29 protein-coding genes are annotated in these 24,601 nt (G+C 63.0%); 17 read left to right on the forward strand and 12 right to left on the reverse strand.

Annotated features, from left to right (window positions below; genetic code table 11):
- Nucleotides 1–98 precede the first annotated feature (98 nt).
- The 6 genes from OEZ49_RS13725 (at nucleotide 99) to OEZ49_RS13750 (ending at nucleotide 5,666) form a co-directional block, all read left to right on the forward strand.
- Entirely contained in the window at nucleotides 99–386 is a 288-nt protein-coding gene (locus OEZ49_RS13725) for a co-chaperone GroES (protein WP_263388840.1), read from the forward strand.
- A gap of 62 nt (nucleotides 387–448) precedes the next feature.
- Nucleotides 449–2,089: a chaperonin GroEL gene (gene groL / locus OEZ49_RS13730; protein ID WP_263388841.1), complete on the forward strand. Its 1,641-nt coding sequence runs from the start codon at nucleotides 449–451 to the stop codon at nucleotides 2,087–2,089.
- 175 nt (nucleotides 2,090–2,264) lie between these two features.
- Entirely contained in the window at nucleotides 2,265–2,735 is a 471-nt protein-coding gene (locus OEZ49_RS13735) for a GNAT family N-acetyltransferase (protein WP_263388842.1), read from the forward strand.
- A gap of 131 nt (nucleotides 2,736–2,866) precedes the next feature.
- On the forward strand, nucleotides 2,867–3,709 hold the full coding sequence (locus OEZ49_RS13740) for a DMT family transporter (RefSeq protein ID WP_263388843.1): 843 nt from the start codon (nucleotides 2,867–2,869) through the stop codon (nucleotides 3,707–3,709).
- A gap of 38 nt (nucleotides 3,710–3,747) precedes the next feature.
- Nucleotides 3,748–4,521: an alpha/beta fold hydrolase gene (locus OEZ49_RS13745; RefSeq protein WP_263388844.1), complete on the forward strand. Its 774-nt coding sequence runs from the start codon at nucleotides 3,748–3,750 to the stop codon at nucleotides 4,519–4,521.
- Entirely contained in the window at nucleotides 4,518–5,666 is a 1,149-nt protein-coding gene (locus OEZ49_RS13750; RefSeq protein WP_263388845.1) for an alpha-D-ribose 1-methylphosphonate 5-triphosphate diphosphatase, read from the forward strand. Before OEZ49_RS13745 ends, OEZ49_RS13750 begins: the two co-directional genes overlap by 4 nt.
- A gap of 125 nt (nucleotides 5,667–5,791) precedes the next feature.
- Here OEZ49_RS13750 and OEZ49_RS13755 read toward each other — a convergent pair whose 3' ends face one another.
- The 3 genes from OEZ49_RS13755 to OEZ49_RS13765 all read right to left on the reverse strand — a co-directional run bounded on the left by OEZ49_RS13755 (nucleotide 5,792) and on the right by OEZ49_RS13765 (nucleotide 7,641).
- Nucleotides 5,792–6,865 (reverse strand): 5-(carboxyamino)imidazole ribonucleotide synthase, encoded by a 1,074-nt coding sequence (locus OEZ49_RS13755; protein WP_263388846.1) that lies wholly within the window; start codon nucleotides 6,863–6,865, stop codon nucleotides 5,792–5,794.
- The gene (gene purE / locus OEZ49_RS13760; RefSeq protein ID WP_164133000.1) at nucleotides 6,858–7,346 is read right to left on the reverse strand and encodes a 5-(carboxyamino)imidazole ribonucleotide mutase; all 489 of its coding nucleotides are present in this window, start codon (nucleotides 7,344–7,346) and stop codon (nucleotides 6,858–6,860) included. The genes OEZ49_RS13755 and purE overlap by 8 nt, the downstream gene beginning before the upstream one ends.
- Before the next feature lie 70 nt (nucleotides 7,347–7,416).
- Nucleotides 7,417–7,641, reverse strand: a complete 225-nt coding sequence (locus OEZ49_RS13765) for a YdcH family protein (protein WP_263388847.1) — start codon at nucleotides 7,639–7,641, stop codon at nucleotides 7,417–7,419.
- A gap of 166 nt (nucleotides 7,642–7,807) precedes the next feature.
- Here OEZ49_RS13765 and OEZ49_RS13770 point away from each other — a divergent pair, with 166 nt between their 5' ends.
- From OEZ49_RS13770 to OEZ49_RS13790, 5 genes are all read left to right on the forward strand, one after another.
- The gene (locus OEZ49_RS13770) at nucleotides 7,808–8,221 is read left to right on the forward strand and encodes an Hsp20 family protein (protein WP_263388848.1); all 414 of its coding nucleotides are present in this window, start codon (nucleotides 7,808–7,810) and stop codon (nucleotides 8,219–8,221) included.
- Nucleotides 8,222–8,224: 3 nt separating this feature from the next.
- Complete coding sequence (locus OEZ49_RS13775) at nucleotides 8,225–8,449, forward strand: DUF1150 family protein (protein WP_164132998.1); 225 nt, start codon at nucleotides 8,225–8,227, stop codon at nucleotides 8,447–8,449.
- Between the two features lie 99 nt (nucleotides 8,450–8,548).
- The gene (locus OEZ49_RS13780; protein ID WP_263388849.1) at nucleotides 8,549–9,427 is read left to right on the forward strand and encodes a PhzF family phenazine biosynthesis protein; all 879 of its coding nucleotides are present in this window, start codon (nucleotides 8,549–8,551) and stop codon (nucleotides 9,425–9,427) included.
- Entirely contained in the window at nucleotides 9,424–10,299 is an 876-nt protein-coding gene (locus OEZ49_RS13785; protein WP_263388850.1) for a hypothetical protein, read from the forward strand. The genes OEZ49_RS13780 and OEZ49_RS13785 overlap by 4 nt, the downstream gene beginning before the upstream one ends.
- A gap of 500 nt (nucleotides 10,300–10,799) precedes the next feature.
- Nucleotides 10,800–11,060, forward strand: coding sequence for a hypothetical protein (locus tag OEZ49_RS13790; RefSeq protein WP_263388851.1), 261 nt, complete (start codon nucleotides 10,800–10,802; stop codon nucleotides 11,058–11,060).
- 2 nt (nucleotides 11,061–11,062) lie between these two features.
- Here OEZ49_RS13790 and OEZ49_RS13795 read toward each other — a convergent pair whose 3' ends face one another.
- The 4 genes from OEZ49_RS13795 to trxB all read right to left on the reverse strand — a co-directional run bounded on the left by OEZ49_RS13795 (nucleotide 11,063) and on the right by trxB (nucleotide 16,126).
- Nucleotides 11,063–12,772, reverse strand: a complete 1,710-nt coding sequence (locus tag OEZ49_RS13795; RefSeq protein WP_263388852.1) for a bifunctional sulfate adenylyltransferase/adenylylsulfate kinase — start codon at nucleotides 12,770–12,772, stop codon at nucleotides 11,063–11,065.
- A gap of 204 nt (nucleotides 12,773–12,976) precedes the next feature.
- Entirely contained in the window at nucleotides 12,977–14,653 is a 1,677-nt protein-coding gene (locus OEZ49_RS13800) for an adenylate/guanylate cyclase domain-containing protein (RefSeq protein ID WP_263388853.1), read from the reverse strand.
- 71 nt (nucleotides 14,654–14,724) lie between these two features.
- Nucleotides 14,725–15,180, reverse strand: coding sequence for an RES family NAD+ phosphorylase (locus OEZ49_RS13805; RefSeq protein ID WP_263388854.1), 456 nt, complete (start codon nucleotides 15,178–15,180; stop codon nucleotides 14,725–14,727).
- Nucleotides 15,181–15,184: 4 nt separating this feature from the next.
- Entirely contained in the window at nucleotides 15,185–16,126 is a 942-nt protein-coding gene (gene trxB / locus OEZ49_RS13810) for a thioredoxin-disulfide reductase (protein ID WP_263388855.1), read from the reverse strand.
- Nucleotides 16,127–16,363: 237 nt separating this feature from the next.
- Here trxB and OEZ49_RS13815 point away from each other — a divergent pair, with 237 nt between their 5' ends.
- Entirely contained in the window at nucleotides 16,364–16,864 is a 501-nt protein-coding gene (locus OEZ49_RS13815) for an Lrp/AsnC family transcriptional regulator (RefSeq protein ID WP_263388856.1), read from the forward strand.
- A 97-nt stretch (nucleotides 16,865–16,961) separates the two neighbouring features.
- On the opposite strand, the gene OEZ49_RS13820 is transcribed toward OEZ49_RS13815, so the two are convergent.
- From OEZ49_RS13820 to lgt, 5 genes are all read right to left on the reverse strand, one after another.
- Entirely contained in the window at nucleotides 16,962–17,744 is a 783-nt protein-coding gene (locus OEZ49_RS13820) for a Hint domain-containing protein (protein WP_263388857.1), read from the reverse strand.
- Nucleotides 17,745–18,081: 337 nt separating this feature from the next.
- Nucleotides 18,082–18,228: a hypothetical protein gene (locus OEZ49_RS13825; RefSeq protein WP_263388858.1), complete on the reverse strand. Its 147-nt coding sequence runs from the start codon at nucleotides 18,226–18,228 to the stop codon at nucleotides 18,082–18,084.
- 270 nt (nucleotides 18,229–18,498) lie between these two features.
- The gene (gene pgeF / locus OEZ49_RS13830) at nucleotides 18,499–19,254 is read right to left on the reverse strand and encodes a peptidoglycan editing factor PgeF (protein WP_263388859.1); all 756 of its coding nucleotides are present in this window, start codon (nucleotides 19,252–19,254) and stop codon (nucleotides 18,499–18,501) included.
- The gene (locus OEZ49_RS13835) at nucleotides 19,251–20,318 is read right to left on the reverse strand and encodes a class I SAM-dependent methyltransferase (RefSeq protein WP_263388870.1); all 1,068 of its coding nucleotides are present in this window, start codon (nucleotides 20,316–20,318) and stop codon (nucleotides 19,251–19,253) included. The genes pgeF and OEZ49_RS13835 overlap by 4 nt, the downstream gene beginning before the upstream one ends.
- Entirely contained in the window at nucleotides 20,315–21,202 is an 888-nt protein-coding gene (lgt, locus tag OEZ49_RS13840; RefSeq protein WP_263388860.1) for a prolipoprotein diacylglyceryl transferase, read from the reverse strand. The genes OEZ49_RS13835 and lgt overlap by 4 nt, the downstream gene beginning before the upstream one ends.
- 96 nt (nucleotides 21,203–21,298) lie before the next feature.
- Between lgt and OEZ49_RS13845 the strand changes: the two genes are divergently transcribed.
- The 5 genes from OEZ49_RS13845 (at nucleotide 21,299) to OEZ49_RS13865 (ending at nucleotide 24,598) form a co-directional block, all read left to right on the forward strand.
- Nucleotides 21,299–21,547 (forward strand): accessory factor UbiK family protein, encoded by a 249-nt coding sequence (locus OEZ49_RS13845; RefSeq protein WP_263388861.1) that lies wholly within the window; start codon nucleotides 21,299–21,301, stop codon nucleotides 21,545–21,547.
- 411 nt (nucleotides 21,548–21,958) lie between these two features.
- Nucleotides 21,959–22,459 carry a type III secretion system chaperone family protein gene (locus OEZ49_RS13850; RefSeq protein ID WP_164132986.1) on the forward strand — a complete coding sequence of 167 codons (501 nt, stop codon included), beginning with the start codon at nucleotides 21,959–21,961 and terminating at the stop codon, nucleotides 22,457–22,459.
- A 39-nt stretch (nucleotides 22,460–22,498) separates the two neighbouring features.
- The gene (gene proC / locus OEZ49_RS13855; RefSeq protein WP_263388862.1) at nucleotides 22,499–23,314 is read left to right on the forward strand and encodes a pyrroline-5-carboxylate reductase; all 816 of its coding nucleotides are present in this window, start codon (nucleotides 22,499–22,501) and stop codon (nucleotides 23,312–23,314) included.
- On the forward strand, nucleotides 23,307–23,645 hold the full coding sequence (locus OEZ49_RS13860; protein WP_263388863.1) for a tRNA-binding protein: 339 nt from the start codon (nucleotides 23,307–23,309) through the stop codon (nucleotides 23,643–23,645). The genes proC and OEZ49_RS13860 overlap by 8 nt, the downstream gene beginning before the upstream one ends.
- On the forward strand, nucleotides 23,645–24,598 hold the full coding sequence (locus tag OEZ49_RS13865; RefSeq protein WP_263388864.1) for a 2-hydroxyacid dehydrogenase: 954 nt from the start codon (nucleotides 23,645–23,647) through the stop codon (nucleotides 24,596–24,598). Before OEZ49_RS13860 ends, OEZ49_RS13865 begins: the two co-directional genes overlap by 1 nt.
- Nucleotides 24,599–24,601 lie beyond the last annotated feature (3 nt).

The following is a 24,601-nucleotide window of genomic DNA, read 5'->3' on the forward strand; positions in this document are numbered from 1 at the left end:
AGCTATGCGCCGTTAGCACTCAGCAAGAGGGAGTGCTAATGCCTCTGACACAGAGCAGGGGGAGGGAAACAAACTTTGAGCCTCAAGGAGCTGCAAAGATGGCATTGAAACCGCTTCATGACCGCGTGCTGGTTCGCCGTACCGAAAGCGAAGAGAAGACCGCAGGCGGCCTGATTATCCCCGATAGCGCCAAGGAAAAGCCCAGCGAAGGCGTGGTTGTCGCCTGTGGCGACGGCGCCCGCAAGGATAGCGGCGAGCTGATCGCGATGGCCGTAAAAGCCGGTGACCGTATCCTGTTCGGCAAATGGTCGGGCACTGAAGTCACCGTTGCAGGCGAAGAACTGCTGATGATGAAGGAAAGCGACATCATGGGGATCATCGAGTAAGCCGCGCGCTTCTCTGATCTCTGGTCGCAACATTCCAATCAAAATTCTCAAGGAGAAAGAACATGGCTGCTAAGGACGTCAAGTTCAACACCGAAGCCCGCAACAAGATGCTCAAGGGCGTCAACATCCTGGCCGACGCGGTCAAGGTGACCCTGGGCCCCAAAGGCCGCAACGTGGTTCTGGACAAGAGCTTCGGTGCCCCCCGCATCACCAAGGACGGTGTGTCGGTCGCCAAGGAAATCGAACTGGAAGACAAGTTCGAAAACATGGGCGCGCAGATGGTGAAAGAAGTCGCCAGCCGCACCAATGACGAGGCCGGCGACGGCACCACCACCGCCACCGTTCTGGCCCAGGCCATCGTGCGCGAAGGCATGAAATCGGTTGCCGCCGGCATGAACCCGATGGACCTGAAGCGCGGCATCGACCTGGCCACGGCCAAGGTTGTCGAGGCCATCAAGGCCGCCTCGCGCCCCGTCAACGACAGCGCCGAAGTGGCGCAGGTCGGCACCATCTCGGCCAACGGCGAAACCGAAATCGGCCGCCAGATCGCCGAAGCGATGCAGAAGGTCGGCAACGAGGGTGTCATCACCGTCGAAGAGAACAAAGGCCTGGAGACCGAGACCGACGTGGTCGAGGGCATGCAGTTCGACCGTGGCTACCTGTCGCCCTATTTCGTCACCAACGCAGACAAGATGATCGCAGAACTCGAAGACTGCATGATCCTGCTGCACGAAAAGAAACTCTCCTCGCTGCAGCCGATGGTTCCGCTGCTCGAGCAGGTGATCCAGTCGCAAAAGCCGCTGCTGATCATCGCCGAGGACGTCGAAGGTGAAGCACTGGCAACCCTGGTGGTCAACAAGCTGCGCGGCGGCCTGAAGATTGCGGCTGTCAAGGCACCGGGCTTCGGCGACCGCCGCAAGGCCATGCTGCAGGACATCGCCATCCTGACCGGCGGTCAGGTGATCAGCGAAGACCTGGGCATGAAGCTCGAGTCCGTCACCATGGACATGCTGGGCACCGCCAAGAAAATCTCGATCACCAAGGACGAGACCACCATCGTTGATGGCGCAGGCGAAAAGGCCGAGATCGAAGCCCGCGTGGCCCAGATTCGCACCCAGATCGAAGAAACCACCAGCGACTACGACCGTGAGAAACTGCAAGAGCGCGTTGCCAAACTGGCAGGCGGTGTTGCCGTGATCCGCGTCGGCGGCATGACCGAAGTCGAAGTGAAAGAGCGCAAGGACCGCGTCGATGACGCCCTGAACGCCACCCGCGCTGCCGTGCAGGAAGGTGTTGTTGTGGGCGGCGGTGTAGCTCTGGTTCAGGCGGGCAAGGTCCTGGCCGACCTGGAAGGTGCAAATGCCGACCAGACCGCCGGTATCAACATCGTGCGCAAGGCCATCGAAGCACCGCTGCGCCAGATCGCCGAGAACGCAGGCGTCGATGGCGCCGTGGTTGCCGGCAAGGTGCGTGAATCGGGTGATGCCTCCTTCGGCTTCAACGCTCAGACCGAAGAATATGGCGACATGTTCAAGTTCGGCGTGATCGACCCGGCCAAGGTTGTCCGCACCGCTCTGGAAGACGCGTCCTCGGTTGCTGGCCTGCTGATCACCACCGAAGCGATGGTGGCAGACAAGCCGCAGAAAGACGCCCCCGCAGGCGGCGGCATGCCCGACATGGGCGGCATGGGCGGCATGATGTAAGCACGTCCGATCCGATCGGAAAACAAGGGGTCGCTTTCGGGCGGCCCCTTATTCATTTCCCGTCAATGGGGAACAAAAGTACCTGGGAACCCGTGAATTCTGCGTGTGCGACCTGTAATCACAGGTTGTTTCGTGCAAGAAAGCGCAGCACCGCATATCCCGAGCAGATCCAGACATGAACCCGCTTCCCCCCGCAGTATTCCCTGACATGGTCGACGCCCTGTTGTGCGCGGCTTTTGCGGGTGAGGCAGAGGCGGAACTGGTGCGCGCGTTACGGGCAGACCGGGATCTGGCGACCGAGATCATCTATCAGGAATTCGGCCAGTTGCTGGGCTATGCCGCCCTGTCCTGGATGCGGGCACCGGATGGGTGGCTGTGCCTGGCGCCTGTCGCGGTGTCGCCGGAACATCAGAAGCGCGGCATCGGCTCCAAGGTCCTGAAGCTGGCAGTTGCCTGGGCTAAGGAACGCGATCTCACCATCGTTGTACTTGGGGATCGGGATTACTATGGCAAGCGCGGCTTTTCATCCGAGCGGGCAGCCAATCTGACCGCCCCCTATCCGGTCGAGCATCTGTTGCTGGCCGGGCCCGGCCAGAACGCTCCGGCGTCGCGGCTGATCTACCCCGTTGCCTTCGAAGAGGCATGACAGCCGGTCTACTCTCGGGCCATCCATCGCAATCGTGATATCGAAACGGTTGCTTTCCAGCACCGGTTTCGACCAAACAGGAGGCGCGGAAACGGGCGGCACGCCCCGGCACAGCGATCCAAGGGGCCCACATGCAGGTGTTTTTGCTCACAACCCTGACCATGGTGGCCTTTGCCGCCAATTCCATTCTGAATCGTTTTGCCGTGGCCGGAAACCTGGCGGATCCAGGGGCCTTTGCACTGCTGCGCTTGTTCGCGGGCGCCGCCATGCTGGTGTGTCTGGTCCTCTGGCAACACAAGCCGCTGCCGCTTTTCCATCGCCAGAGAATAGTGGGCGCTGGGGCCTTGTCATTGTACATGGTCGCGTTTTCGCTTGCCTATCTCAGCCTGGATGCGGGTCTGGGCGCGCTGATCCTGTTTGGCGTTGTGCAGATCACCATGTTCGGCTGGACCGCTGTGTCGGGTGTCCCGCCTACGGTCCGTCAGATCATCGGGGCTGTGGTCGCTTTTTCCGGCCTGACCTGGATTCTGTGGCCAGCCGGTGGCGTGCGCGTCGATCCGGTTGGTGCGGGTCTGATGGCGCTTGCCGGTCTGGGATGGGCCGCATACACGCTTGCCGGGCGTCTTGAAACGGATGCGTTGTCGGCAACCAGCGCAAACTTTGTCATGGCTTTGCCGGTTTCGGCTGCCGTGATCCTGATCCCGGGCACATCTCTTGCCTTGACCTGGGAGGGGGGCGCCTTGGCCGTGGTCTCTGGCGCGGTGACGTCTGGATTGGGCTATGCGCTCTGGTACCGCCTGGTGCCGCGCCTCGGATCCGCGCGCGCCGCAACGGTGCAGCTTTCCGCCCCTGCTATCGCCGTCCTGGCGGGCGTGCTTCTGCTGGGAGAGGATCTCCCGCTCCGGCTGCTCCTCGGGGGCGTGCTGCTGCTGGGCGGTATCGCGCTTTCCATCCGTCGCTCGCCCGCGCGTTGAGGGTTTCGCACGCCGGTAAATCGCAGTATCTCCCGCCTATGCGTCTGGTATTGTCCCTGTTTCTGTTGCTTCTGCCTGCGCCGCTTTGGGCGGATTGCGTCGTGATGCTGCATGGGCTGGCGCGCACCGAGGCGTCGTTTACCCTGATGGACGAGGTGTTCGAGGCGCGGGGTTTGCGCGTTGTGCGTCCGGGCTACCCCTCGACGGACCTGCCGATCCCCGAACTGGCACAAGACACCCTGCCTGAGGCGGTGGCGCAATGTTCGGGCGAAACGATCCACATGGTGGCGCATTCGATGGGCGGCATCCTGATCCGCCAGTGGCTCATGACAAATCGCCCCTCCGGGCTTGGCCGCGTTGTGATGCTGGGGCCGCCGAACCAGGGTAGCGAACTGGTTGACGAACTGGGCGCCTGGGAGGTGTTCGGCCGTCTGAACGGCCCGGCCGGGCTGGCGCTGGGAACCGGGCCGGACAGCGTGCCGCGCAAACTACCGCCGGTGGATTTTCCGCTGGGCGTGATCGCCGGGGACAACACGCTGAACCCGGTCTTTTCGTCGATCATTCCCGGGCCCGACGATGGCAAGGTTTCGGTCGCCTCGACCAAGGTTGCCGGCATGACGGACCACATCGTCTTGCCTGTCACGCATACATTCATGATGAACAACCCGCGTGTGATCGCCCAGACCCTCTTCTTTCTCGAAAACGGCCGTTTCGATCCCGAGCTGACCTGGATCGACTCCGTGTTCGGCGCGTTCGACAAGGGATGCCTGGGCGCAAACTGCGCGAATGGATCGGGGACCCGTGGCCGATGACCTCTCTTGAACTGACACTCACCGGCGCGCAGATCCTGCTGCCGAGCGGGCTGGAACGGGCCGATCTGGGCCTGGCCGATGGCTGCGTTGTGTCCTCGGTAACCGGCCGCAGGATCGACCTTGCCGGATATCTGGTGCTGCCGGGGATTGTCGATCTGCACGGCGACGGTTTCGAACGGCACATGGCGCCACGGCGCGGCGCCATGAAAGAGATGGCCGAGGGCGTCGTCGCGGCCGAGGCCGAACTGGCCGCCAACGGCATCACCACGGCCGTCATGGCGCAATTCTGGAGCTGGGAAGGCGGCTTGCGCAGCCCCGAGTTCGCGGCCGGAGTGTTCCGGGCGATTCAGCAAGTGCGCGGAAACGTGGTGACGGACTTGATCCCTCAACTCCGGTTCGAGACCCATATGCTGGACGATTACGCGGCGCTGCCCGACCTGCTGGAGGAATGGCAGGTCCCTTATCTTGTTTTTAACGATCACCTGCCGCATGACCGCTTGGCAGAAGGGCGCAAGCCGCCGCGACTGGCTGGGCAGGCCTTGAAGGCTGGCCGCAGTCCCGAAGCGCATCTGGAGATGCTCATGGCGCTGCATGCCAATGGCGACCGGGTGCCTGCCGCGCTCGATGCGCTCTGCCTGGAGCTACAGGGCAGGGGGGTGATCATGGCCAGCCATGACGACCACAGTGCGGCCGATTGTGCCGCCTGGCAGGCGCGTGGCCTGCGCATCTCGGAGTTTCCGGAAACCGCCGAAGCGGCCGAGGCCAGGCGTGCGGCAGGCGGGCATGTCATCCTCGGCTCGCCCAACGTGGTGCGCGGCGGCTCGCACAAGGGCAATGCCAGCGCGGTGGAACTGATCGCCATGGGCTATTGCGATGCGCTGGCCTCGGACTATCACTACCCCAGCCCGCGCCGGGCCGCCTTGATGCTGGCCCGCAGCGGGGTTCTCGACCTGCCAGCGGCGTGGGCGCTGGTGAGTTCCGGCCCCGCGACGATCCTCGGGCTTACCGACCGGGGAGAGCTGGCGCCCGGCAAACGCGCCGATCTGGTGATCCTCGACGCGCAGAACCATAGGGTCGCCGCGACCTTTGCCGGTGGCCGCGTCAGCTACATGTCAGGTGATGCGGCGACCCGCTTCCTGAGCTAAGCGCTTTTACCTTGCCGGGAAATACTCCCGCCGGAGGCATCGCGCGACAGGGGCTGCGCCCCGCCTCAGGCCCAACGGGCCATCGGCGGGACGCGCGAAATCCGGAGCGGATTTAGCGACCTGTGTCAGCTCTTGCGCTGTATTCGGTTGACGTGGCCCATCTTGCGACCGGGCTTCGCCTCGGCCTTGCCGTAGATATGCAGGGCCAGATCGCGTTCGGTGGCCAGCTCGGGCACCCGATCCATGTCGGCGCCGATCAGGTTCTCCATGACAACATCCGCATGGCGCTGCCCATCGCCCAGGGGCCAGCCTGCCACAGCGCGGATATGCTGCTCGAACTGGTCCACGGCGCAGCCGTTCTGGGTCCAGTGGCCCGAGTTGTGAACCCTTGGTGCGATCTCGTTCACGATCAGCCCGGCCGGGGTCACGAACAGTTCCACCCCCATCACGCCCACATAGTCGAGCGCGTTCAGGACCCGCGCCGCCAGCAGCACCGCGTCGGTGCGCTGCACCGCGCTCAACCGTGCGGGCACGCTGGTGGTGTGCAGGATACCGTCGCGATGCACATTCTCGCCGGGATCGAAACAGGCGACCTGCCCGTCAAGCCCGCGCGCGGCGATAACCGAGACCTCATGGCTGAACTCCACGAACCCTTCGAGGATCGCGGGAGCGCCGGCCATGTCGGCCAGCGCCGACACTGCATCCTCGGGTGATTTCAGCCGCGCCTGTCCCTTGCCGTCATAGCCAAAGCGGCGGGTCTTGAGGATCGCGGGCGTGCCGATCTCACCAATCGCGGCCTCGAGGCTCGCCAGATCGGTGACATCGGCAAAGGGCGCCGTCATCAGGCCCAGATCGCGCAGAAAGCTTTTCTCGGTCAGCCGGTCCTGACTGACCCGCAGCGCCTCGCGGCCGGGACGGATCGGGCGGTGCGCCTCGAGGATATCCAGCGCCTCGGTGGGGATGTTCTCGAATTCATAGGTGATCACGTCGACCGAGGCAGCAAATGCTGCCAGCGCTTCAGCGTCGTCATAACCTGCGGTGGTGACCCGATGGGCCACCTGACCGGCGGGTGGATTGGCACCCGGCTCGTAGATGTGGGTGACAAAACCCAGCCGCGCGGCGGCAACCGACAGCATCCGGCCCAGCTGACCACCGCCCAGAATACCGATCCGCGCCCCCGATTTCAGCGCCTCACTCATCGACCGGCTCCTCGGGGATCGAGGCCGAGAGCGCCGCGCGCCAGGCGTCCAGCCGTTCGGCCAGATCCGCGTCCTGCAAGGCGAGGATGCCGGCGGCCATCAGCCCCGCATTGGCGGCCCCCGCCGCGCCGATCGCCATGGTCGCGACCGGATAGCCCTTGGGCATCTGCACGATGGAATAAAGCGAATCGACCCCCGACAGCGCCCGGGTCTGCACCGGCACGCCAATGACCGGCACCCGCGTCTTGGAGGCCATCATGCCCGGCAGATGCGCGGCCCCGCCGGCACCGGCGATGATCACCTGCAAGCCGCGCCCGGCAGCGGCGCGGCCATAGTCCCACAGCCGGTCCGGGGTGCGATGCGCCGAGACGATCCGCGCCTCGTAAGCCACGCCCAGTTCATCCAGAATTTCTGCTGCCTGCTTCATGGTGGGCCAGTCCGACTGGCTGCCCATGATGATGCCTACCTTGACCCCGGCCATGCGCTCCGCTCGCTTTGAAAGGAGCGCGCACTATAGCCAAATCGCACCGGCTGGCAATGCGGCAAGGGCGTCAGGCAATGATATCCGGGGTCAGGCGATCCTCGATCAGGGCGATCATGTCCTTCAGGCGCAATTTCTGCTTTTTCAGCCGCTTGATGGTCAACTGATCCGCCGTGCCTTTTTCCTCCAGCGCGGCGATCGCCTCGTCCAGATCCCGATGCTGGCGGCGGAACACTTCCAGTTCCACGCGCAACACTTCATCGGATTTCATCGAAAGATCGCTGGGTGCATTCATGAAGCGACTCGCAAGACGGTGCCAGAGGTAGCCGTAAGGATACGCATTCACACAGTTTTCGGCCAGACCTTGTGATGCGCGCCTTTTCTTCCCATATTCCTTACATGCGGCTGCCGTTGTCGGGGTCGCGCCAGAACGTCGCTTTTCTGATAAGGACGAGATACACGTGTCGAAACTTACTCTGAACTCTTACCCTCACATGCTTGGTTTCGAGCAACTGGAACGCTTGCTGGAACGGTCGGCCAAATCCGGAAACGAGGGTTACCCGCCGTACAACATCGAGCAGACCTCAGATCACTCGTATCGCATCACCCTGGCCGTCGCGGGATTTGCCGAAGACGATCTGGTGATCACAGTCGAAGACCGGCAGCTGGTGATCCGGGGACGTCAGCGCGACGACAGCGAAGGGCGGATCTTCCTGCATCGTGGCATTGCCGCGCGACAGTTCCAGCGCATGTTCGTGCTGGCTGACGGGGTTGAAGTGGGCGAGGCCGTGATGGAAAACGGCCTGTTGCATGTCGACCTGACCCGGGCTGTGCCGCAATCGGTGGTGCAGACGATCAACATCAGGAAAGGGTAAGAAATGCACACTCCCTATGATTTCAAGGATGACGGCGACCGGATCGTCTACGTGAAGGCGGTGGATGTCGCCGATCTGCCGGACGAGGTGCGCCAGCAGGCCGGGGATCGCGACCATCTCTATGCGGTTCACAACGCGCAAGGAGAGCGGCTGGCCCTGGTTGCCGACCGCAAGATGGCCTTTGTCCTGGCCCGCCAGAACGACCTGTCGCCAGTAACGGTGCACTGATCCCCGGGTCAGCCTTGCGGTGCCCGGCGTTTCCTGCGTGACAACGGGACCAAAACCGCCGAAACATGCAGTCCTGTGACATGAACCAGGATCAGCACCATGGATTGGCACGATTTCGACTGGGTGGATGCATTCTCGGACCGGGCCTTTGGCGGCAACGGCTGCGCGGTGGTGCATGGCGGTTCGCATCTGTCGGTCGAGACGTGCATGGGATTTGTGCGCGAAACCTCTCTTGTCGAATGCACGTTTACCGGCCCGTCCGACGTGGCCGACGTGCGGGTGCGCTATTTCCTGGCCAGCCGCGAGATTCCCTTTGCCGGTCATCCGACCATTGCCACGGTCGCAGCACTGCGCGCGCGGGGATTTATCGACAAGGACGACTTGGTTCTCGAAACCGGGGCGGGACTGGTACCGATCCGCATCCGGGGGGACGATATCGAAATGACCCAGATCGCGCCCCGGTTCGGGGCGCAGATCCCGGCGGATCTGGTGGCGCGCATCATTGGTCTGCCCGCCGACGCTATCGTCTCGCCGCCACAGATGGTCTCGACCGGATTGCCGTTCTGCATCACCGTCTTGCGGGACCGCGCCGCGCTTGACGCGGCGGTGCTGAACGTCGACGCCTTGCGCGACCTGGCCGCCAGCCAGGGGTACAAGGGCTCCGACATGCTCGAACCCTTCATGGTCACGCTGTCCGGCGCGACCCCGGCGGGCGACACCTATGCCCGCCTGCTGATCGCGCCGCCCAGCCCGCCCGAAGATCCGTTCACCGGGTCGGCCACCGGGGCCATGGCCGCCTATCTTTGGAAACATGGGCTGATGGACAAGGACAGCTTTACCGCCGAGCAGGGGCACGGAATGGGCCGCCCGGGGCAGGCGCGCGTCACGCGCGTTGGTCCGGCGCAGGCGATGACAGGGGTCAAGGTTGCCGGTCAGGGCTTTGTCCTGATGCGTGGACAGGTCTGTTTACCCCAATGACACCGGCCCGCGATACCGCCATTGCCATCCTCCCCTACGGCCAGCGTCTGGGACCGGATCTAGCCCGGATGCCGGTGGATCGGCTCAGTTGGCCGCTGGGCTGTCCGACGCGCCTCTCAGGGGCCACTGTCGGTGACCTTGGGCCGGATGATCACCTGATCGTCTATCCCCGGACGGATACGCATTTCCGCCTGCAACGGGGAACCCGGGCGCAGATCTCGCTGATCATGGCCGAACCGGCGGTGATCCATGGCAAGCACTATGCGCTGCTGCGGTTGACCTGGCGGCGGTTCTTTCGGGTTCTGACTTTCAACCAGGAGGCACTTGACCGCCTGCCTAACGCACGGCTTGTACCTTTTGGCACGACCTGGGTCCCCGAATGGCGCGGTCTGACGCCAGAGAAATCCCGCAATTGCTCCCTGATCGCCTCGGCCAAGCGCGACAGCGAGGGCCACAAACTGCGCCATGCCGTTGTCGATTGGGCACGTGCAACGGGGCAGGCGGTGGATGTGCTGGGGCGCGGCTATCGGCCATTCGAGACCAAGGCCGACGGTCTCGCACCTTACCGCTACTCCGTCGTGATCGAGAACGTGCGGGAACGGAACTATTTTTCCGAAAAACTTCTCGACGCGGTGTTTTGCGAAACGGTGCCGATCTACTGGGGTTGCCCGAATATCGACGATTTCGTCGATCCTGCCGCGATGATCTTGTGCGAGACAGAGGAAGAGGTTCGCGCCTCCGTGATAAAGGCTGGCCCAGATGACTATGCCGCGCGGTTACCGGCGCTGAGGGCCTTGAAAGAGCAGCTTGCGCCGTTTGCTGACCATGAGTTGCGGGCGGCTGGCATGATTCGAGATGAAATAGGAGGGTGAATTCCCGCTTGGCCACAAAATTCAATTCTCCGCTTATGTACCCTGAGCTGAAGAAATCGAACTTCAGGGGCAGGATGCACGCATTCCTTCGAATACTCGGAATTGCGGGGCGTTCCCTGCTGCCGCTTCAATCCCAAGTAGTCGAGGAATAGGAAAGGGAATACTCTGCCTGTTTGAAAGGGCAACTGGCACCGCTGGGCGTCGCAGGCATCAAGGTCACAGGCGCGGGGAACTCCACAACCGGACCTGCGCCGTTTCATGCGATTGGCCAATCCGCCGCTTGTGATGGGTGAGGGAGCCGCTGAACTGATCTAACACCGCTGGCACACAGAGGTTCTTGGCCGCAAAGCCAATTCTCTGAACAACTTTCTGGCCGCTGCGCACGAACACCCCAAGACACTGGCCAGCATGCATGGTTGGGGAACGGTCGGCTATGCCAGTCAGGTCAAGGGTGCCCTGTTCGCCGCTTGGCTTTTGGCGGAGCGGACGGCGATCCGTCGATGATGACCTATTGGCGCTATGTCGGGCAGGGGCAATCATGGGACAGTGCATTCGAAGCGGCCTTCGGCGAAACCCTGCGCAGTTCCAATACCCATTTTGAAACCCTGCGGCACGATCGCCGGTCACTTGGAGGGCAGTCATCGACCTTGGGACTGGTCAAGCGGACCACTTTTCTGGCGCAGCATGTCCGAAGCGCTCTTCGATATTTCTGGCGGACATCCCAGAAAAAGGCCCGGGAGAAGCTCTCCCGGGCCTTTTGAGTTCAGCCTGCGATTAGGCCCATGCTTTCTAGCATCAGCAGAACCTGATGGGCGCAGTTGTCGACATCGACATTCTCGGTCTCGACACGCAGTTCAGGGGACTCCGGAACGTCATAAGGGTCAGAGATACCGGTGAATTCCTTGATCTTTCCCTCGCGGGCCAGCTTGTAGAGACCCTTGCGGTCGCGGCGTTCGCATTCCTCGATCGAGGTGGCGACGTGAACTTCGACAAAAGCGCCGAACTGCTCGATCTCTTCCCGTACTGCCCGGCGGGTGGCGGCATAAGGTGCGATTGGAGCACAGATGGCGATGCCGCCATTCTTGGTGATCTCGCTGGCGACATAACCGATGCGGCGGATGTTGAGGTCGCGGTGCTCTTTCGAGAAACCCAGTTCCGAACTCAGGTTCTTGCGTACGATATCGCCGTCAAGCAACGTCACCGGGCGGCCGCCCATTTCCATCAGCTTGACCATCAGCGCGTTTGCGATAGTCGACTTGCCCGAGCCTGAGAAGCCGGTGAAGAACACGGTAAAGCCCTGTTTCGACCGTGGCGGCGAGGTGCGGCGCAGTTCCCTGACCACTTCAGGGAAGGAGAACCACTCGGGGATCTCCAGCCCTTCGCGCAGGCGGCGGCGCAGTTCGGTGCCCGAGATATCGAGCACGGTTGCGCCTTCGGGTACTTCTGAAACCGGATAGTACTGAGCCTTCTCCTGCACATAGACCATGTGCTTGAAGTCCACCATTTCCAGGCCGATTTCGTCCTGGTACTTCTTGAACAATTCCTGTGCATCGTAAGGGCCATAGAAATCCTGCCCTTGGCTGTTCTTGCCGGGGCCGGCATGGTCGCGGCCGACGATGAAATGGGTGCAGCCGTGGTTCTTGCGGATCAGGCCGTGCCAGACCGCCTCGCGCGGGCCTGCCATGCGCATCGCCAGGTTCAACAGCGACATGGTGGTGGTGGCCGCCGGATACTTGTCCAGCACCGCCTCATAACAGCGCACGCGGGTAAAGTGGTCCACATCGCCTGGTTTGGTCATGCCGACAACCGGGTGGATCAGCAGGTTGGCCTGCGCCTCTTTCGCAGCACGGAAAGTCAGTTCCTGATGCGCGCGGTGCAACGGGTTTCGGGTCTGGAAGGCGACGATACGGCGCCACCCCAGCTTGCGGAAAAATGCGCGCAATTCGTTCGGCGTGTCTCGGCGGGCACGGAAATCATAATGCACCGGCTGCTGGATGCCGGTGACCGGGCCACCCAGGTAAACCTTTCCGGCAGTGTGATGCAGGTAGTTGACGGCCGGATGCGCCAGATCGTCGGCGCCAAAGACCATCTCGGCCTCGCGCGCCTTGTTTGGTACCCATTTGTCGGTCACGGTCATGGTGCCGAGGATCACACCTTCCTGATCTCGCAACGCGATGTCCTGGCCAATCTCGATCTTGTCGGCAAACCCTTCCTTGACGTCCAGGGTGATCGGCATCGGCCAAAGCGTACCGTCGGCCAGGCGCATGTTTTCGACAACACCGTCGTAGTCGGCTTCGCTCAGAAACCCTTTCAACGGATTGAAACCGCCGTTCATCAGCAGTTCGAGATCGCAGATCTGGCGGGGTGTCAGATCGTGGCTTTGCAGCTCTGCCGCTTCCAGCTTTAGCTTCTGTGCGGAGTCGTAGGAAACGTACAGCTCTGGAATAGGAGCAAGATTGCTCAACATGGTCATGGGGATACTCTGAACCTGAGGTCGGGTTGATGGGTGGATTTGCGCCCTGCAATAGACCCTGTCGCCTCTTAATGTCTAGGTCCCCGAGCGAACAAAGGGCAACGTGTGGTATTATGCCGGGATATCAGAACAGAGTAATTGTTTTTTCAGTATTGCGAAAACGTTGTCGTCGATGTGGGGCTGAGTTCAGGGGCGGTCAGAACATTATTCCTTCGCCTCAAGTGCCAATGACAAGGCGGCGGCATCGGGGATAGGCAGGGCGAGAACCGGTTCGGGAACTCCCCGCAATGAAAACTTCTGCAAGTCGAGCGTCGAGACATCGACCCCGGCCGCTTGCAACACCGCCTCCGAAATGAGTAGCTCGACGCCCAAGGCCTTGGTCTCGGCCTCAAGCCGGCTGGCAGCATTTACGGTATCGCCGATGATTGTGCGGGGGGCATGGCCGCCTGCCCCGATCTCACCCAGCACCAGATTGCCCAGATGCAGGCCCATGCCGATCCGCACCGGTGCGGCGCCTTCGGCCGCAAGCGTCCGGTTGAACAGCTTTAGTGCCACACCAATGCTGCGCGCCGCTTCCAATCCGGCCCGGGCCGAAGTCGCGGCGTCCCGCGCCTCGAACACCGCCAGAAACCCGTCGCCCAGGTATTTGTCCACCGTACCACCTGCTCCGATGACCGAGGGCACGATCGCGTCAAAGAACCGGTTCAACAGGAACACCACGTCATAAGGCAACTGTCCAGTGGTGCGCGCGGTGAACCCGCGCATGTCCAGAAACAGCACCGCAAGTTGCCGTTCCTGCCCTTGGCTGGCATGCGCCCGGTTCCGGCCGCCTTCGGGGCGGAACACGCGAAAGACGGTGGCCGGATCGGTGGGCCGGATCTGGCAGGCCAGGCGCGTGTTCGGCGGCGCCTTGACCGCGCGCAGACTGGCCAGTTCCATTTCCGATGGCGGATGCAGCAGGTCCAGGCCTTCCTCAATCACCACCCGGCAGGTGGTGCAGCGCCCCTTGCCGCCGCACAGCGCCGTATGCGGGATGCCATGCAGGCGCGACATCTGAAGCAGGGTCAGGCCTCGCTCCGACACGATTTCCGGCCCGTCCACATAGCGGACCCGCACCGCGTTGCGCCGCCGCAGCAGCTTGCGCCCCGCATAGCTCGCCGCCGTTAGCGCCAAGAACCCCCAGAATATCGCAAGGCCCAGATCCTTGACCTCGAACAGGGCTCCGAACGTGGCCAGATCGGGCCAATTGTACGCCTCCATGTACCCGGGTCGCAAAGCATCATCGCTGAAGATGGCGAACATGCGCCGCCCCTCGGTCAGCAACCCGGCCAAGGCGAAAGAGGGCACCAGAACCGCCACTCCGATCATCCAGGGCAGCCAGGCCTTCCACCACGAAGTCAGCCGAAGCCAGAAATGCAGCCCGATACAGCCATGGGTCCAGACCACCAGCAGCAGGGCAGTTTGCTGCCATATCGAGATATTGGGCCACATCAGGATGATGAGATAACTCATCTCGTCCTGCACGCCGTAGACCTCGTGGGCATAGCGTGTGTGCACCACATGGGCGATCAGTTGCAGCGGGATGAGCAGGCCCAGCACGACCTGCACCGCCTCCGCCCAACCCATCCGCAGGGTCCGCCTGCGCGCCAGCGAGAGCAGCGCCAGACCGGCATGCACCAGCAGGGCGGTATATAGAATGACCGTGCCGATCAGGCTGCGAGAGAAAACCTGTCTGGCATCCTGAAACTCCTCCATCCAGACGGGGTCGATCAGTCCAAGACCAACATTGATGAAATGGAAAAAGGCATAGGTGAACAGGACCAGCCCGCTCGCGATCCTGAGACGTGTCGCCAAACTGCCCCGCCAAAGTACGCTTGCCACCTTGCCCTCGCTTTGCGCTCATTTGTGCAAAGTCTGGGTGGTGGTCCAGCTTTGGTCAAGTCACAGCCGGGTCAGGTAGACGCAAACCAAGGGGTGGCGTCTCCGGCCTGACAGACCAAAGGCGCGCGCAGATCGAACAGAACGATATGGGCCAGGTCCGGGCGCGAGCGCGAGGAATAGAGCAGACCCTGCGCGCCTTCCGCGCGCGCGGCATCGGAGAATGTCCAGGTGGGTGAGGGGGTACCGGCTTCGTAGATATCCTGCCAGACAACCGAAACCTCGGGGCGGCCGCGCAGGTCGGCCAGACGGACACCGGTCACCAGAAGTGGCAGGATCACACGGGGCGGATCCTGCGGGCCCACATAGCGCCGGATCGCCACGCCCGCGCCCTCGGGCGTCAGCGAGGCATATAGTGCCGATTGGCCGGAATGGTGAAACCGCCCCTCGGGCGCACGCGCCGGGGCGGTGGGCGCCCCGGCCTGATCGGCGAACAGTATTCTCCAGGCGGTGCCGGAGAAGGGGATCACCAGATCACTCCTGCTCCGCCAGGAACCGTTCTGCATCGAGCGCCGCCATGCAGCCCATGCCGGCGCTGGTCACCGCCTGACGGTACTTGTGGTCGGTCAGGTCACCGGCTGCAAAGATGCCGGGGATCGAGGTTTCGGTCGTGCCAGGCTTGACGCTGACATAACCGCCATTGTGCAGTTCCAGCACATCCTTGACCAACTCGTTCGCGGGCGCATGGCCGATGGCCACGAACACACCCTTGCAGGGAATGTCGGTGATCTCGCCAGTCTTGACGTTGCGCACCTTGACCCCTTCGACACCCAGCGGGGCGTCGGCGCCATAGACTTCTTCCAGTTGGTGGAACCAGAGCGGCACGATCTTTTCGTTCTTGAACAGGCGGTCTTGCAGGATCTTCTCCGCGCGCAGCTCGTCGCGGCGGTGGATCAGCGTCACCTTGGAGGCGAAATTGGTCAGAAACAGCGCCTCTTCGACCGCCGTATTGCCGCCGCCGATCACCACGATTTCCTGTCCGCGATAAAAGAACCCGTCGCAGGTGGCGCAGGCCGAGACGCCAAATCCCTTGAACTTCTCCTCGCTCTCCATCCCCAGCCATTTGGCGCGGGCGCCGGTCGCCAGGATCACCGCGTCGGCGGTATAGGTGGTGCCGCTGTCACCCTTGGCAACAAAGGGGCGCGCCGAGGTATCAAGCGTGGTGATGATATCGCCGATGATCTCACAGCCCATCGCCTTGGCATGGGCCTCCATCCGTACCATCAGGTCGGGACCCTGCACCTCGGTATCGCCGGGCCAGTTCTCGACCTCGGTGGTGGTGGTCAGCTGGCCGCCCGGCTCGATCCCCTGCACCAGGATCGGTTGCAGCATGGCGCGGCTGGCATAGACGCCGGCGGTATATCCGGCAGGCCCGGACCCGATGATCAGAACCCTGGTGTGGCGTATCTCGGCCATGATATCCCCATTCAGTTGGCTTGGCGGCATGCCGCCTGTCGAGGATCGCATATAACGGTCCGCGGCGCGGTCTTAAACCCCTTTGCACATGCTCGTGTATCGCTTTGCCCGCGATAGGGCCATGACATTCCTAGGCGATGCAAAAGCGCTTGAAATCAGAAAATTGCGCCACCGGGAAATATTATTGCGCAGCCGCGACCTGCTGCTATAAGAACTGAAAAAATACGGGAGTTGTTCATGGTCGCTCATCGACTGGACGAAATAGACCGCAAGATTCTGGCGGAACTACAGGCCGATGGTCGGATGACCAACGTCGAGTTGGCAAAACGGGTGGGGATCTCGGCGCCACCCTGCTTGCGGCGCGTGCGCGCGCTCGAAGAACAGGGGTTGATCCGTGGTTATCACGCCGAGGTGAACGCGCGCGAACTGGGGTTCGAAGTACAGGTTTTCGCGATGGTCGGGCTGGAAAGCCAGGCCGAGGTTGAGCTTAATGCGTTCGAAGAGAGATGCCGCAACTGGCCGCTGGTTCGCGAATGTCACATGTTGAATGGCGAGGTGGACTTCATGCTCAAATGCGTGGCGCCGGACCTCAGCAGCTTTCAGAGTTTTCTGACCGGCCAGCTTCTGTCCACCCCCAATGTCGCCAGCGTCAAGACCTCGCTGGTCATTCGCGGCGCGAAGGACGAGCCGGGTGTTCCTTTTGATGTTCTCGAAGAGCGCCTGGGCCGCTCGGCGTGATAGCAGAAATCTTGCTCTGTCGTCCCGCGATGGGCGGCAGGGCCAGGGCGGCAATCGTACAAAGTAACCAGTTAATCAATAAGCCCATTGTCCCCTCTCACGCCGAGATTGCGTCGATTTCACCATCGCCCGCGCGCGGGAAGGCCTGAGGACCAAAATCGGTCAACTGGTCGATATGGTGAAACAGATTCAGGTAAAGTGACCGGATGGCGTGGCTCAGAACGCGAACTGCCTGTACGCCGGGATGGTATGTCTCAAACTGCAACCCATCCACCCGGATCACGGCATGGCGGCGCAGGCAGATGTGGAACACCTCGACCGGCGTCGGAGGTGCAGTTTCGATGATTCCCATGCCGTCCACAAAATGCTGGATAGGGGTCAGCATCGGCTGATCGCCTGCCAGGGCGCGCAAATGCCCTGGCGTTGCCAGCAGTCGGGCGGACGGGCCCGCGACCACACCCGACAGGGGGCGCTGCATGCCAAAGGCATCAGACATGATTCGGGTCAGCTTGTACTCGCGGCCGGTCGCCGAAACGCGGCCTGGAACGATCACGGTAGAGCCCTTCCAGAGAATCTCCTGCGCTGATCCGTCCTGAGTGATCACCCGGTCGCCCGGTAGCAGGTCTTCGATCGCCATGGGCCCACAATCGGTATCGACCAGCGAACCCCGCGAAAACGCGCAAAAGGCGTCCTCGAACAAGGGTAGAGCCGGTGCGATATGGCGGGTTTGAACGACGTTCCCCTTGCCGAGCAGGGTGCTGACCTCGTACCGCCGCATCTGTGGGCGCTGCGGGTTTCTCAGCGCAGCCGGATCCTGCAAAAGCGGACTTGTATGCAAAGCATTGCGTGCAGCACGCGCAAGCGAGTGGGGGATCGTCATGGCTATTCGGCCCTTTCCATTTCGGGTCGCATCTGCATCGGCCCCCACCGACGACGTCAGACGGACGAGTTGTCCTTATCTGATCGGCTAGAACATGCCGTATGACGGTTCAAATTGTCAAAAAAACCGTCAGATCAGGCGTATTCCCGTGGCCAATACGTGATTCCCTGCAAAACTGTTTCCAACTGGGCGGGTTATCGCCCGAACTCACTACCTTTGCCCCAGACCCGCCCCGCCAAATCTGGCGAGGCGGGCTCTTGTGCCGGGCCGGTCAGGGGCAGCGTCCGATCCCGGGTCCTCGGAGAGGCAAGCAGATGCCCTCCAGACTGTTCTGTACTCAGGCCGAACGGACCTGGGGCAGTATTTCAACGGTCTTTCTGCGCGCAATCATTGCCGCTCTGCGCGCACCACGCGACCAGGGCATCTGGACTTCGGTCTTGGCCGCCGTGGCGATCACGGATTTGACGAAGCGTGTTTTGGCCATGTGTATTCTCCTGCGTGGCGCCGCCGTTGCGGTTTCGAACTTGCTTGTCCGTAAACTGACAGAGGTTTGAGGCAGGTCTGGGGCCGTTCCTTGAAAATTAGACGACAAGGACAAGCCGGGGAAAAGTTGCGCGATCAAGTGATGTTTTGATTTCCGGCCTTGAAAAACAAGGTGAATTCCCTTTGGGGAAAATCCTGTGGCCGTCGACGGCCGCGGCAAAGCGGGGCAACAATGTGGCAGCGGTCGCCACATGCCGCGCTTGCCTTTGCCTCAGAGACGGATGACCGAGATCAGGCGGCCATAGTCGGCCTCACCAGCATGGGTCGAGCGCCGGTAGGAATAGAAGCGATCGGCGTCAGAATAAGTGCAATGGCGGGTCCACTCCGCCTCTCCGACGCCGGCGTTGCGCAACCGCGACAGCCCATAGGCGGGCAGGTCGAACATCATCCTGTCGCCGGAACCATTGGCAAAGAACCTTGCGTTTTCAGCGTCTTCGTCAAAGAAGGTCTCGAAGAACTCGGGTCCCACCTCATAGGCCCGCTGCGAGATCGACGGGCCGATGACGGCCACCACGTTCCCCCGCTCGGCGCCCAGATCCTCCATCGCGTCCAGCGTGGCCTCCAGCACGCCGTCCAGCGTGCCGCGCCACCCGGCATGGGCGGCACCGACGACGCCTGCGTCGCGATCCGCAAACAGCACCGGCTGGCAATCTGCCGTCAGAACCGACAGCGCCAGACCGGGCACATTGGTGACCATCGCGTCGGCGCGCGGCTTCTCTTGCAGCGGTTCGCTGACCGTCACCACCGTGTTCGAATGCACCTGATGCACCGCTTGCAGGGGGGTGCCGTTCAAACCCATCGCATCGGCAACCCGCGCCCTGTTCAGGGCAACGGCATCGGTCTGATCCGACGAGCCGGTGCCGCAATTCAACCCCGAGAACACGCCCGACGAGGCGCCCCCCCGGCGCGTAAAGAAGCCGTGGCGAACAAAGGACAGGCTGTCAGCGGTCAGTATTTCGAGCGTCATCTTTCCAGTCCCGGAGGTGGATTGGCCGAAGTGGGAAACAGTCCCAGCACCTTGAACAAGTTTCCCATTTCATCGGGGTGCGTCAACCTGCGATGTGCGGAAACAAGCAGGTCGCGTTCCGCACCGGTCAGCCGATCCGCCAGTTGTTGCGCGCGCGGCGTGATCCCCAGCCTTTCCAGGAACACGCCCTGCGGGGTCAGTCTTGTATGGGCGCATCCGCCGCCGCTGGCGGCCAGCGCCAGCGCTTCGAAATCGACATGCGCCGTCAGATCGGCCTGACCGGGGTCGGCAAACGGGTCGGTGGCTTGGTGGTTTTGCAACGCCTGAAACGTATCCCCCAGCGACCGCCAGTCGCCATAATCGACGATCAGCGCGGTGCCGCCCTGTGCCGCGATCCGTTCGGCGATCTGTGCCATGATGGCCGGTGCCGACGGGCACAGCTCTACCAGATCGCCGTCGCGGGTATCGTCCAGCCGGTGGTTCAGCGCCGGTTGTCCCACCGCTGCGCCAAGACCATGGCAGAGCGACCCATCACGCGCGCCTACCAGACGTTCGCGCCACAGCTCCCTGTCCCGAACAAATTGGCGAATCGGCAGGGCGTCAAAGAACTCGTTGGCGATCAGGAACAGCGGCAGTTGCGGCAGCGACTGCACATCATCCAGCCATACCGGCGCATAGGGGGCCAGCAACTTGGCCTGTTCGGCCTTCAGAACGGGCGAGGCCTCGACCAGATGCAGGCGCGTGGCCGCGTGAAACCCCGGTACCGCCCGCGTTGCGCGCAGGGCATCGGCCATCAGGGTGCCCCGGCCCGGGCCCAGTTCGGCCAGCGCGAACGGGGCCGGGCTGCCCTGATCCATCCAGGCCTGCGCCAGCGCCAGCCCCACCAGTTCCCCGAACATCTGGCTGATTTCCGGCGCGGTGGTGAAATCGCCGCCCCGGCCCAGCGGGTCGCGCGTCGCGTAATAGCCGTAGTCGGGGTTCAACAGGCATTCCGACATGTAATCGGCCAGGCTCATCGGCCCCTGAGTGGCGATCCGTTCCAGCAGCCGCGCGCGCAGGCTCATGCCGCCGCCCGCCTTGCCCGCAGGATCAGCCACAGACCCAGTGCGATCATCGGCAGCGACAGCGCCTGCCCCATGGTGAGGCCATAGCCGTTGATCTGCCAGGCGAGCCCCTGTGGATTGCCGAGGCTGACAAATTGCGCGTCCGGCTGGCGAAAGAACTCGACGATGAACCGCGCCAGCCCGTATCCCGCCAGAAAGACGCCGGTCACCATGCCCGGCCGTTTCAGCGCCCCGCGCCGCCAAACCAGCCACAGAACCAGGGCGCCCAGCAAAACGCCCTCCAGCGCCGCCTCGTACAGCTGCGAGGGATGGCGCGCGCAGAGCCCTACAACATCGGGACAGTCCTGCGCCGCCGCACCCGGAAAGATCACTGCCCAGGGCAGGTCCGACGGGCGCCCCCAAAGTTCCGCGTTGATGAAATTCGCAAGCCGCCCCAAAAGCAGCCCGGGCGGCACCGTATGCGCCACCAGATCGGCCATCTGAAGCCGCCCGATGCCGTGCCGCGCCGCATAGATCCAGGCCGCCGCAACCACGCCCAGCAAGCCGCCGTGAAAGGCCATGCCGCCCTGCCAAACCATCAGGATTTCCGCCGGATTGGCCAGGTAATAGGCAGGCTGATAGAACAGCACGAAGCCCAGCCGCCCGCCCAGGATCACACCAAGGATGATCCAGGTCAGCAGATCCTCGACCTGTTGCGCGGTCATCGGGGCGGCATCGCCGGGCCACAACTGCGGACGCCGGACGGCGGCGATCGCCAGCCGCCATGCAATCAGGATCCCGGCAATATAGGCCAGCGCATACCAGCGCAGCGCGAACTCCATCCCGAAGAGAGATATTGCGAAAATTTCGGGAGATATCTCGGGAAAACGTAGTACTGCCTGCATATGTGCCTCATTGCCTTTGGCCTGCGGCACAAGTCAACCTTGAGCCCGGCGCCATTGTTGCCCATATAGAGGTCAACTTCGACACGGAGAAGACCGATGCAGACCCGCAACAAGTTTCTGGACGATATCTCGCAACTGATGACCAATGCGATGGGCGTGGCCCAGGGCGCGCGGGACGAGGCCGAAACGGCGATGAAATCGCTGATGGACCGCTGGCTGGCCGACCGCGATTTCGTCACCCGCGAGGAATTCGACGCCGTGCGCGCCATGGCCCAGAAGGCGCGCGAAGAGAACGAGGCGCTGGCCGCCCGCATCGCCGCGCTCGAGGCAAAGCAGGGCGAGTGACCCGCTCCACGGGGACTGGCTGTCACGTCCTGTTTGCATGATGTGGACTGCACCCGCCCGCTTTACAAATTGCCAAGAACCCATTCTGCAAGGCGAGCCGGCCAGACCGGCTCACCCCTCTTCCGCGCCATTCGATCGGCGCGATACGCCCTCCGTTTCAATCCTGTTTTCGCCGATCCTGCGGCGCAACTACGTCCATTGATCCACAGTGGCGGCTGCCGTTATTTCGGGCCAACATTCATGCCATCCACAACTTATTGCGCTTATCCCCAAATAAAGGGTTGCCAGACAACGCATTGAGTATCACCATATCTAGTACAGGCGGCGAGAAAACTCGCGGACTGTTGAGCAGGCACCTAGCGCTGGGGGCGCTACCCGCCCCGCACCGCTAGAGATCAGTGAGGTGGCACCATGGCCCTGTCCGAACATTATCTCGAAGAAGACATCCATCCGATCGACATCGTCGAGCATCTGGCCGAGCATCACGAGTGGGATTTCGACCGGATCGGCGACGATCAGATCGCCATGGCGGTCGAGGGTCAGTGGCGGACCTACTCGCTGACACTGGCCTGGTCTGGCTATGACGAGACGCTGCGCCTGATCTGCACCTTCGAGATGGAGCCGCCGGCCGAAAAACTGCCGCAGCTCTACGAGCTGATCAACGCTATGAACGACCAATGCTGGGCGGGCTCCTTCACCTATTGGGCGGCGCAGAACCTGATGGTCTATCGCTACGGCCTGGTGCTGGCCGGCGGTCAGGTCGCCAGCCCCGAGCAGATCGACACGATGATCAATGCGGCCGTCCTGAGCGCCGAGCGCTATTATCCCGCGATCCAGTTGATGGTCTGGGGTAACCGCAGTCCGTCCGACGCGATGCAGGTCGCCATTGCAGAGGCCTATGGCCGGGCTTAAACCTGTGCCCCGAACCGGATGACAGGAGAGGGGCATATCGTGGACATGTCTGATATCGCGCGCCGCGGGCTGGTCCTGCTGGGTTGTGGCAAGATGGGATCGGCGATGCTCGCCGGTTGGCTCGACGGCGGGCTGCCCGCGGGCTCGGTCTGGGTGATAGACCCCTATCCGTCGGACTGGGTCAAGGCGCAGGGCGTGCATGTGAACGCCGAGCTGCCCGCCGATCCGGCCATCGCGCTGATCGCGGTCAAGCCGCAGATGATGGGCGCCGCGCTGCCGCAGATGCAGGCGCTGAGCAACGGCACGACCCTCTTTGTCTCGGTCGCCGCCGGAACCTCGATCGCCACCTACGAACAGATCCTCGGGGGCGACACGCCCATCGTGCGCGCCATGCCCAACACGCCCGCCGCCATCGGGCGCGGCATCACTGCGCTCATCGGCAACGCCCGCGCCTCTGCCGCTGATCTCGACCTGGCCGAGGCGCTGCTCAAGGCGGTGGGCCAGACCGTGCGGCTGGAACGCGAGGATCAGATGGACGCCGTCACCGGCGTCAGCGGCTCGGGCCCGGCCTATGTGTTCCACCTGATCGAGACCCTGGCCGCCGCTGGCACCGCCCAGGGCCTGCCCGCCGAACTGGCGATGCAGCTGGCCAAGGCCACCGTGGCGGGCGCAGGCGCCCTGGCCGAGGCGGCCGACGAGGACCCCGCGCAATTGCGCGTCAACGTGACCTCGCCCAATGGCACGACCCAGGCGGCGCTTGAGGTGCTGATGGAGCCCGAGACCGGCTTTCCGGGCCTGCTCAACCGCGCTGTCGCCGCCGCAACCAACCGATCCAGGGAGCTGTCCCATGGCTGAGATTTCCTTTGACGACTTTCTCAAGGTCGATATCCGCGTCGGCGAGGTGATCCGCGCCGAAGCCTTCCCCGAGGCGCGCAAGCCCGCCATCAAGATGTGGATCGACTTCGGCCCCGAAATCGGCGAGCGCAAGACCTCGGCCCAGATCACCGCGCATTACGACCCGGCGGCATTGGTGGGCAAGCAGGTGATGGCGGTGGTGAACTTCCCCCCGCGCCAGATCGGCAAGTTCATGTCCGAGGTGCTGGTGCTGGGCCTGCCTGACGAGAACGGTGAAATCGTATTGATCGGCCCCGATGGCGAGGTGCCGCTGGGCGGGAGGATGCATTGATGAAACTCTTGATCGCACGGCCGATGACCGCCGCAGTCGAAGCCCGCGCGCGCGCCGAGTTCGACACCGAGATACGGACCAGCACCGCACCGATGACCGAGGATGAGATGCTGCGCGCCCTGCGCGAGTTCGACGTTGTCATGCCCACTTTGGGCGACATGTTCAGCGCACGCGTCTTTGCCCAGGCGCCCGAACCTCGATGCAGGCTGCTGGCCAATTTCGGCGTCGGCTACAACCATATCGACGTGGTGGCGGCGCGCGGCGTTGGCGTGGCGGTGACCAATACGCCCGGCGCGGTGACTGATGCCACGGCGGATATCGCGATGACGCTGCTGCTGTCGACCGCGCGCCGCGCGGGCGAGGGCGAGCGGCTGGTCCGCTTGGGCCGCTGGGAAGGTTGGCACCCGACCCAGATGCTGGGGCACCATGTGACCGGCAAACATGTGGGCATCGTTGGTCTGGGCCGGATCGGCCAGGCCATCGCCCGGCGCTGCCATTTCGGGTTCGGCATGCAAGTGTTTTATGTGGCGCGCAGCGACAAGGACGTGGACTTCCCGGCAACGCGGATGGACAGCCTCGCGGCCCTGGCCGGGGCGGTCGATTTCCTGGTGGTCGCAGTGCCCGGCGAGGCCGAGACCCGGCACCTGATCAACGCCGATGTGCTTTCCGCGATGAAACCCTCGGGCATTCTGGTCAACATCGCCCGGGGCGAGGTGGTGGATGAGGCGGCGCTGATTGCCGCGCTCTCGGAGGGCCTGATTGCGGGGGCAGGGCTCGACGTCTACGAGTTCGAACCTGAGGTGCCCGAGGCGTTGCGCGCGATGGAACAGGTGACGCTGCTGCCGCATCTGGGCACCGCCACCGAGGAGGTCCGCACCGGCATGGGTCACTTGGCGCTGGATAATGTGGCGGCCTTTGTCGCGGGGCGCGATCTGCCGACCCCGGTGTCTTGAGCG

Source organism: Ruegeria marisflavi (genome assembly GCF_025673445.1).
Taxonomy (GTDB): Bacteria; Pseudomonadota; Alphaproteobacteria; order Rhodobacterales; family Rhodobacteraceae; genus Ruegeria_B; species Ruegeria_B marisflavi.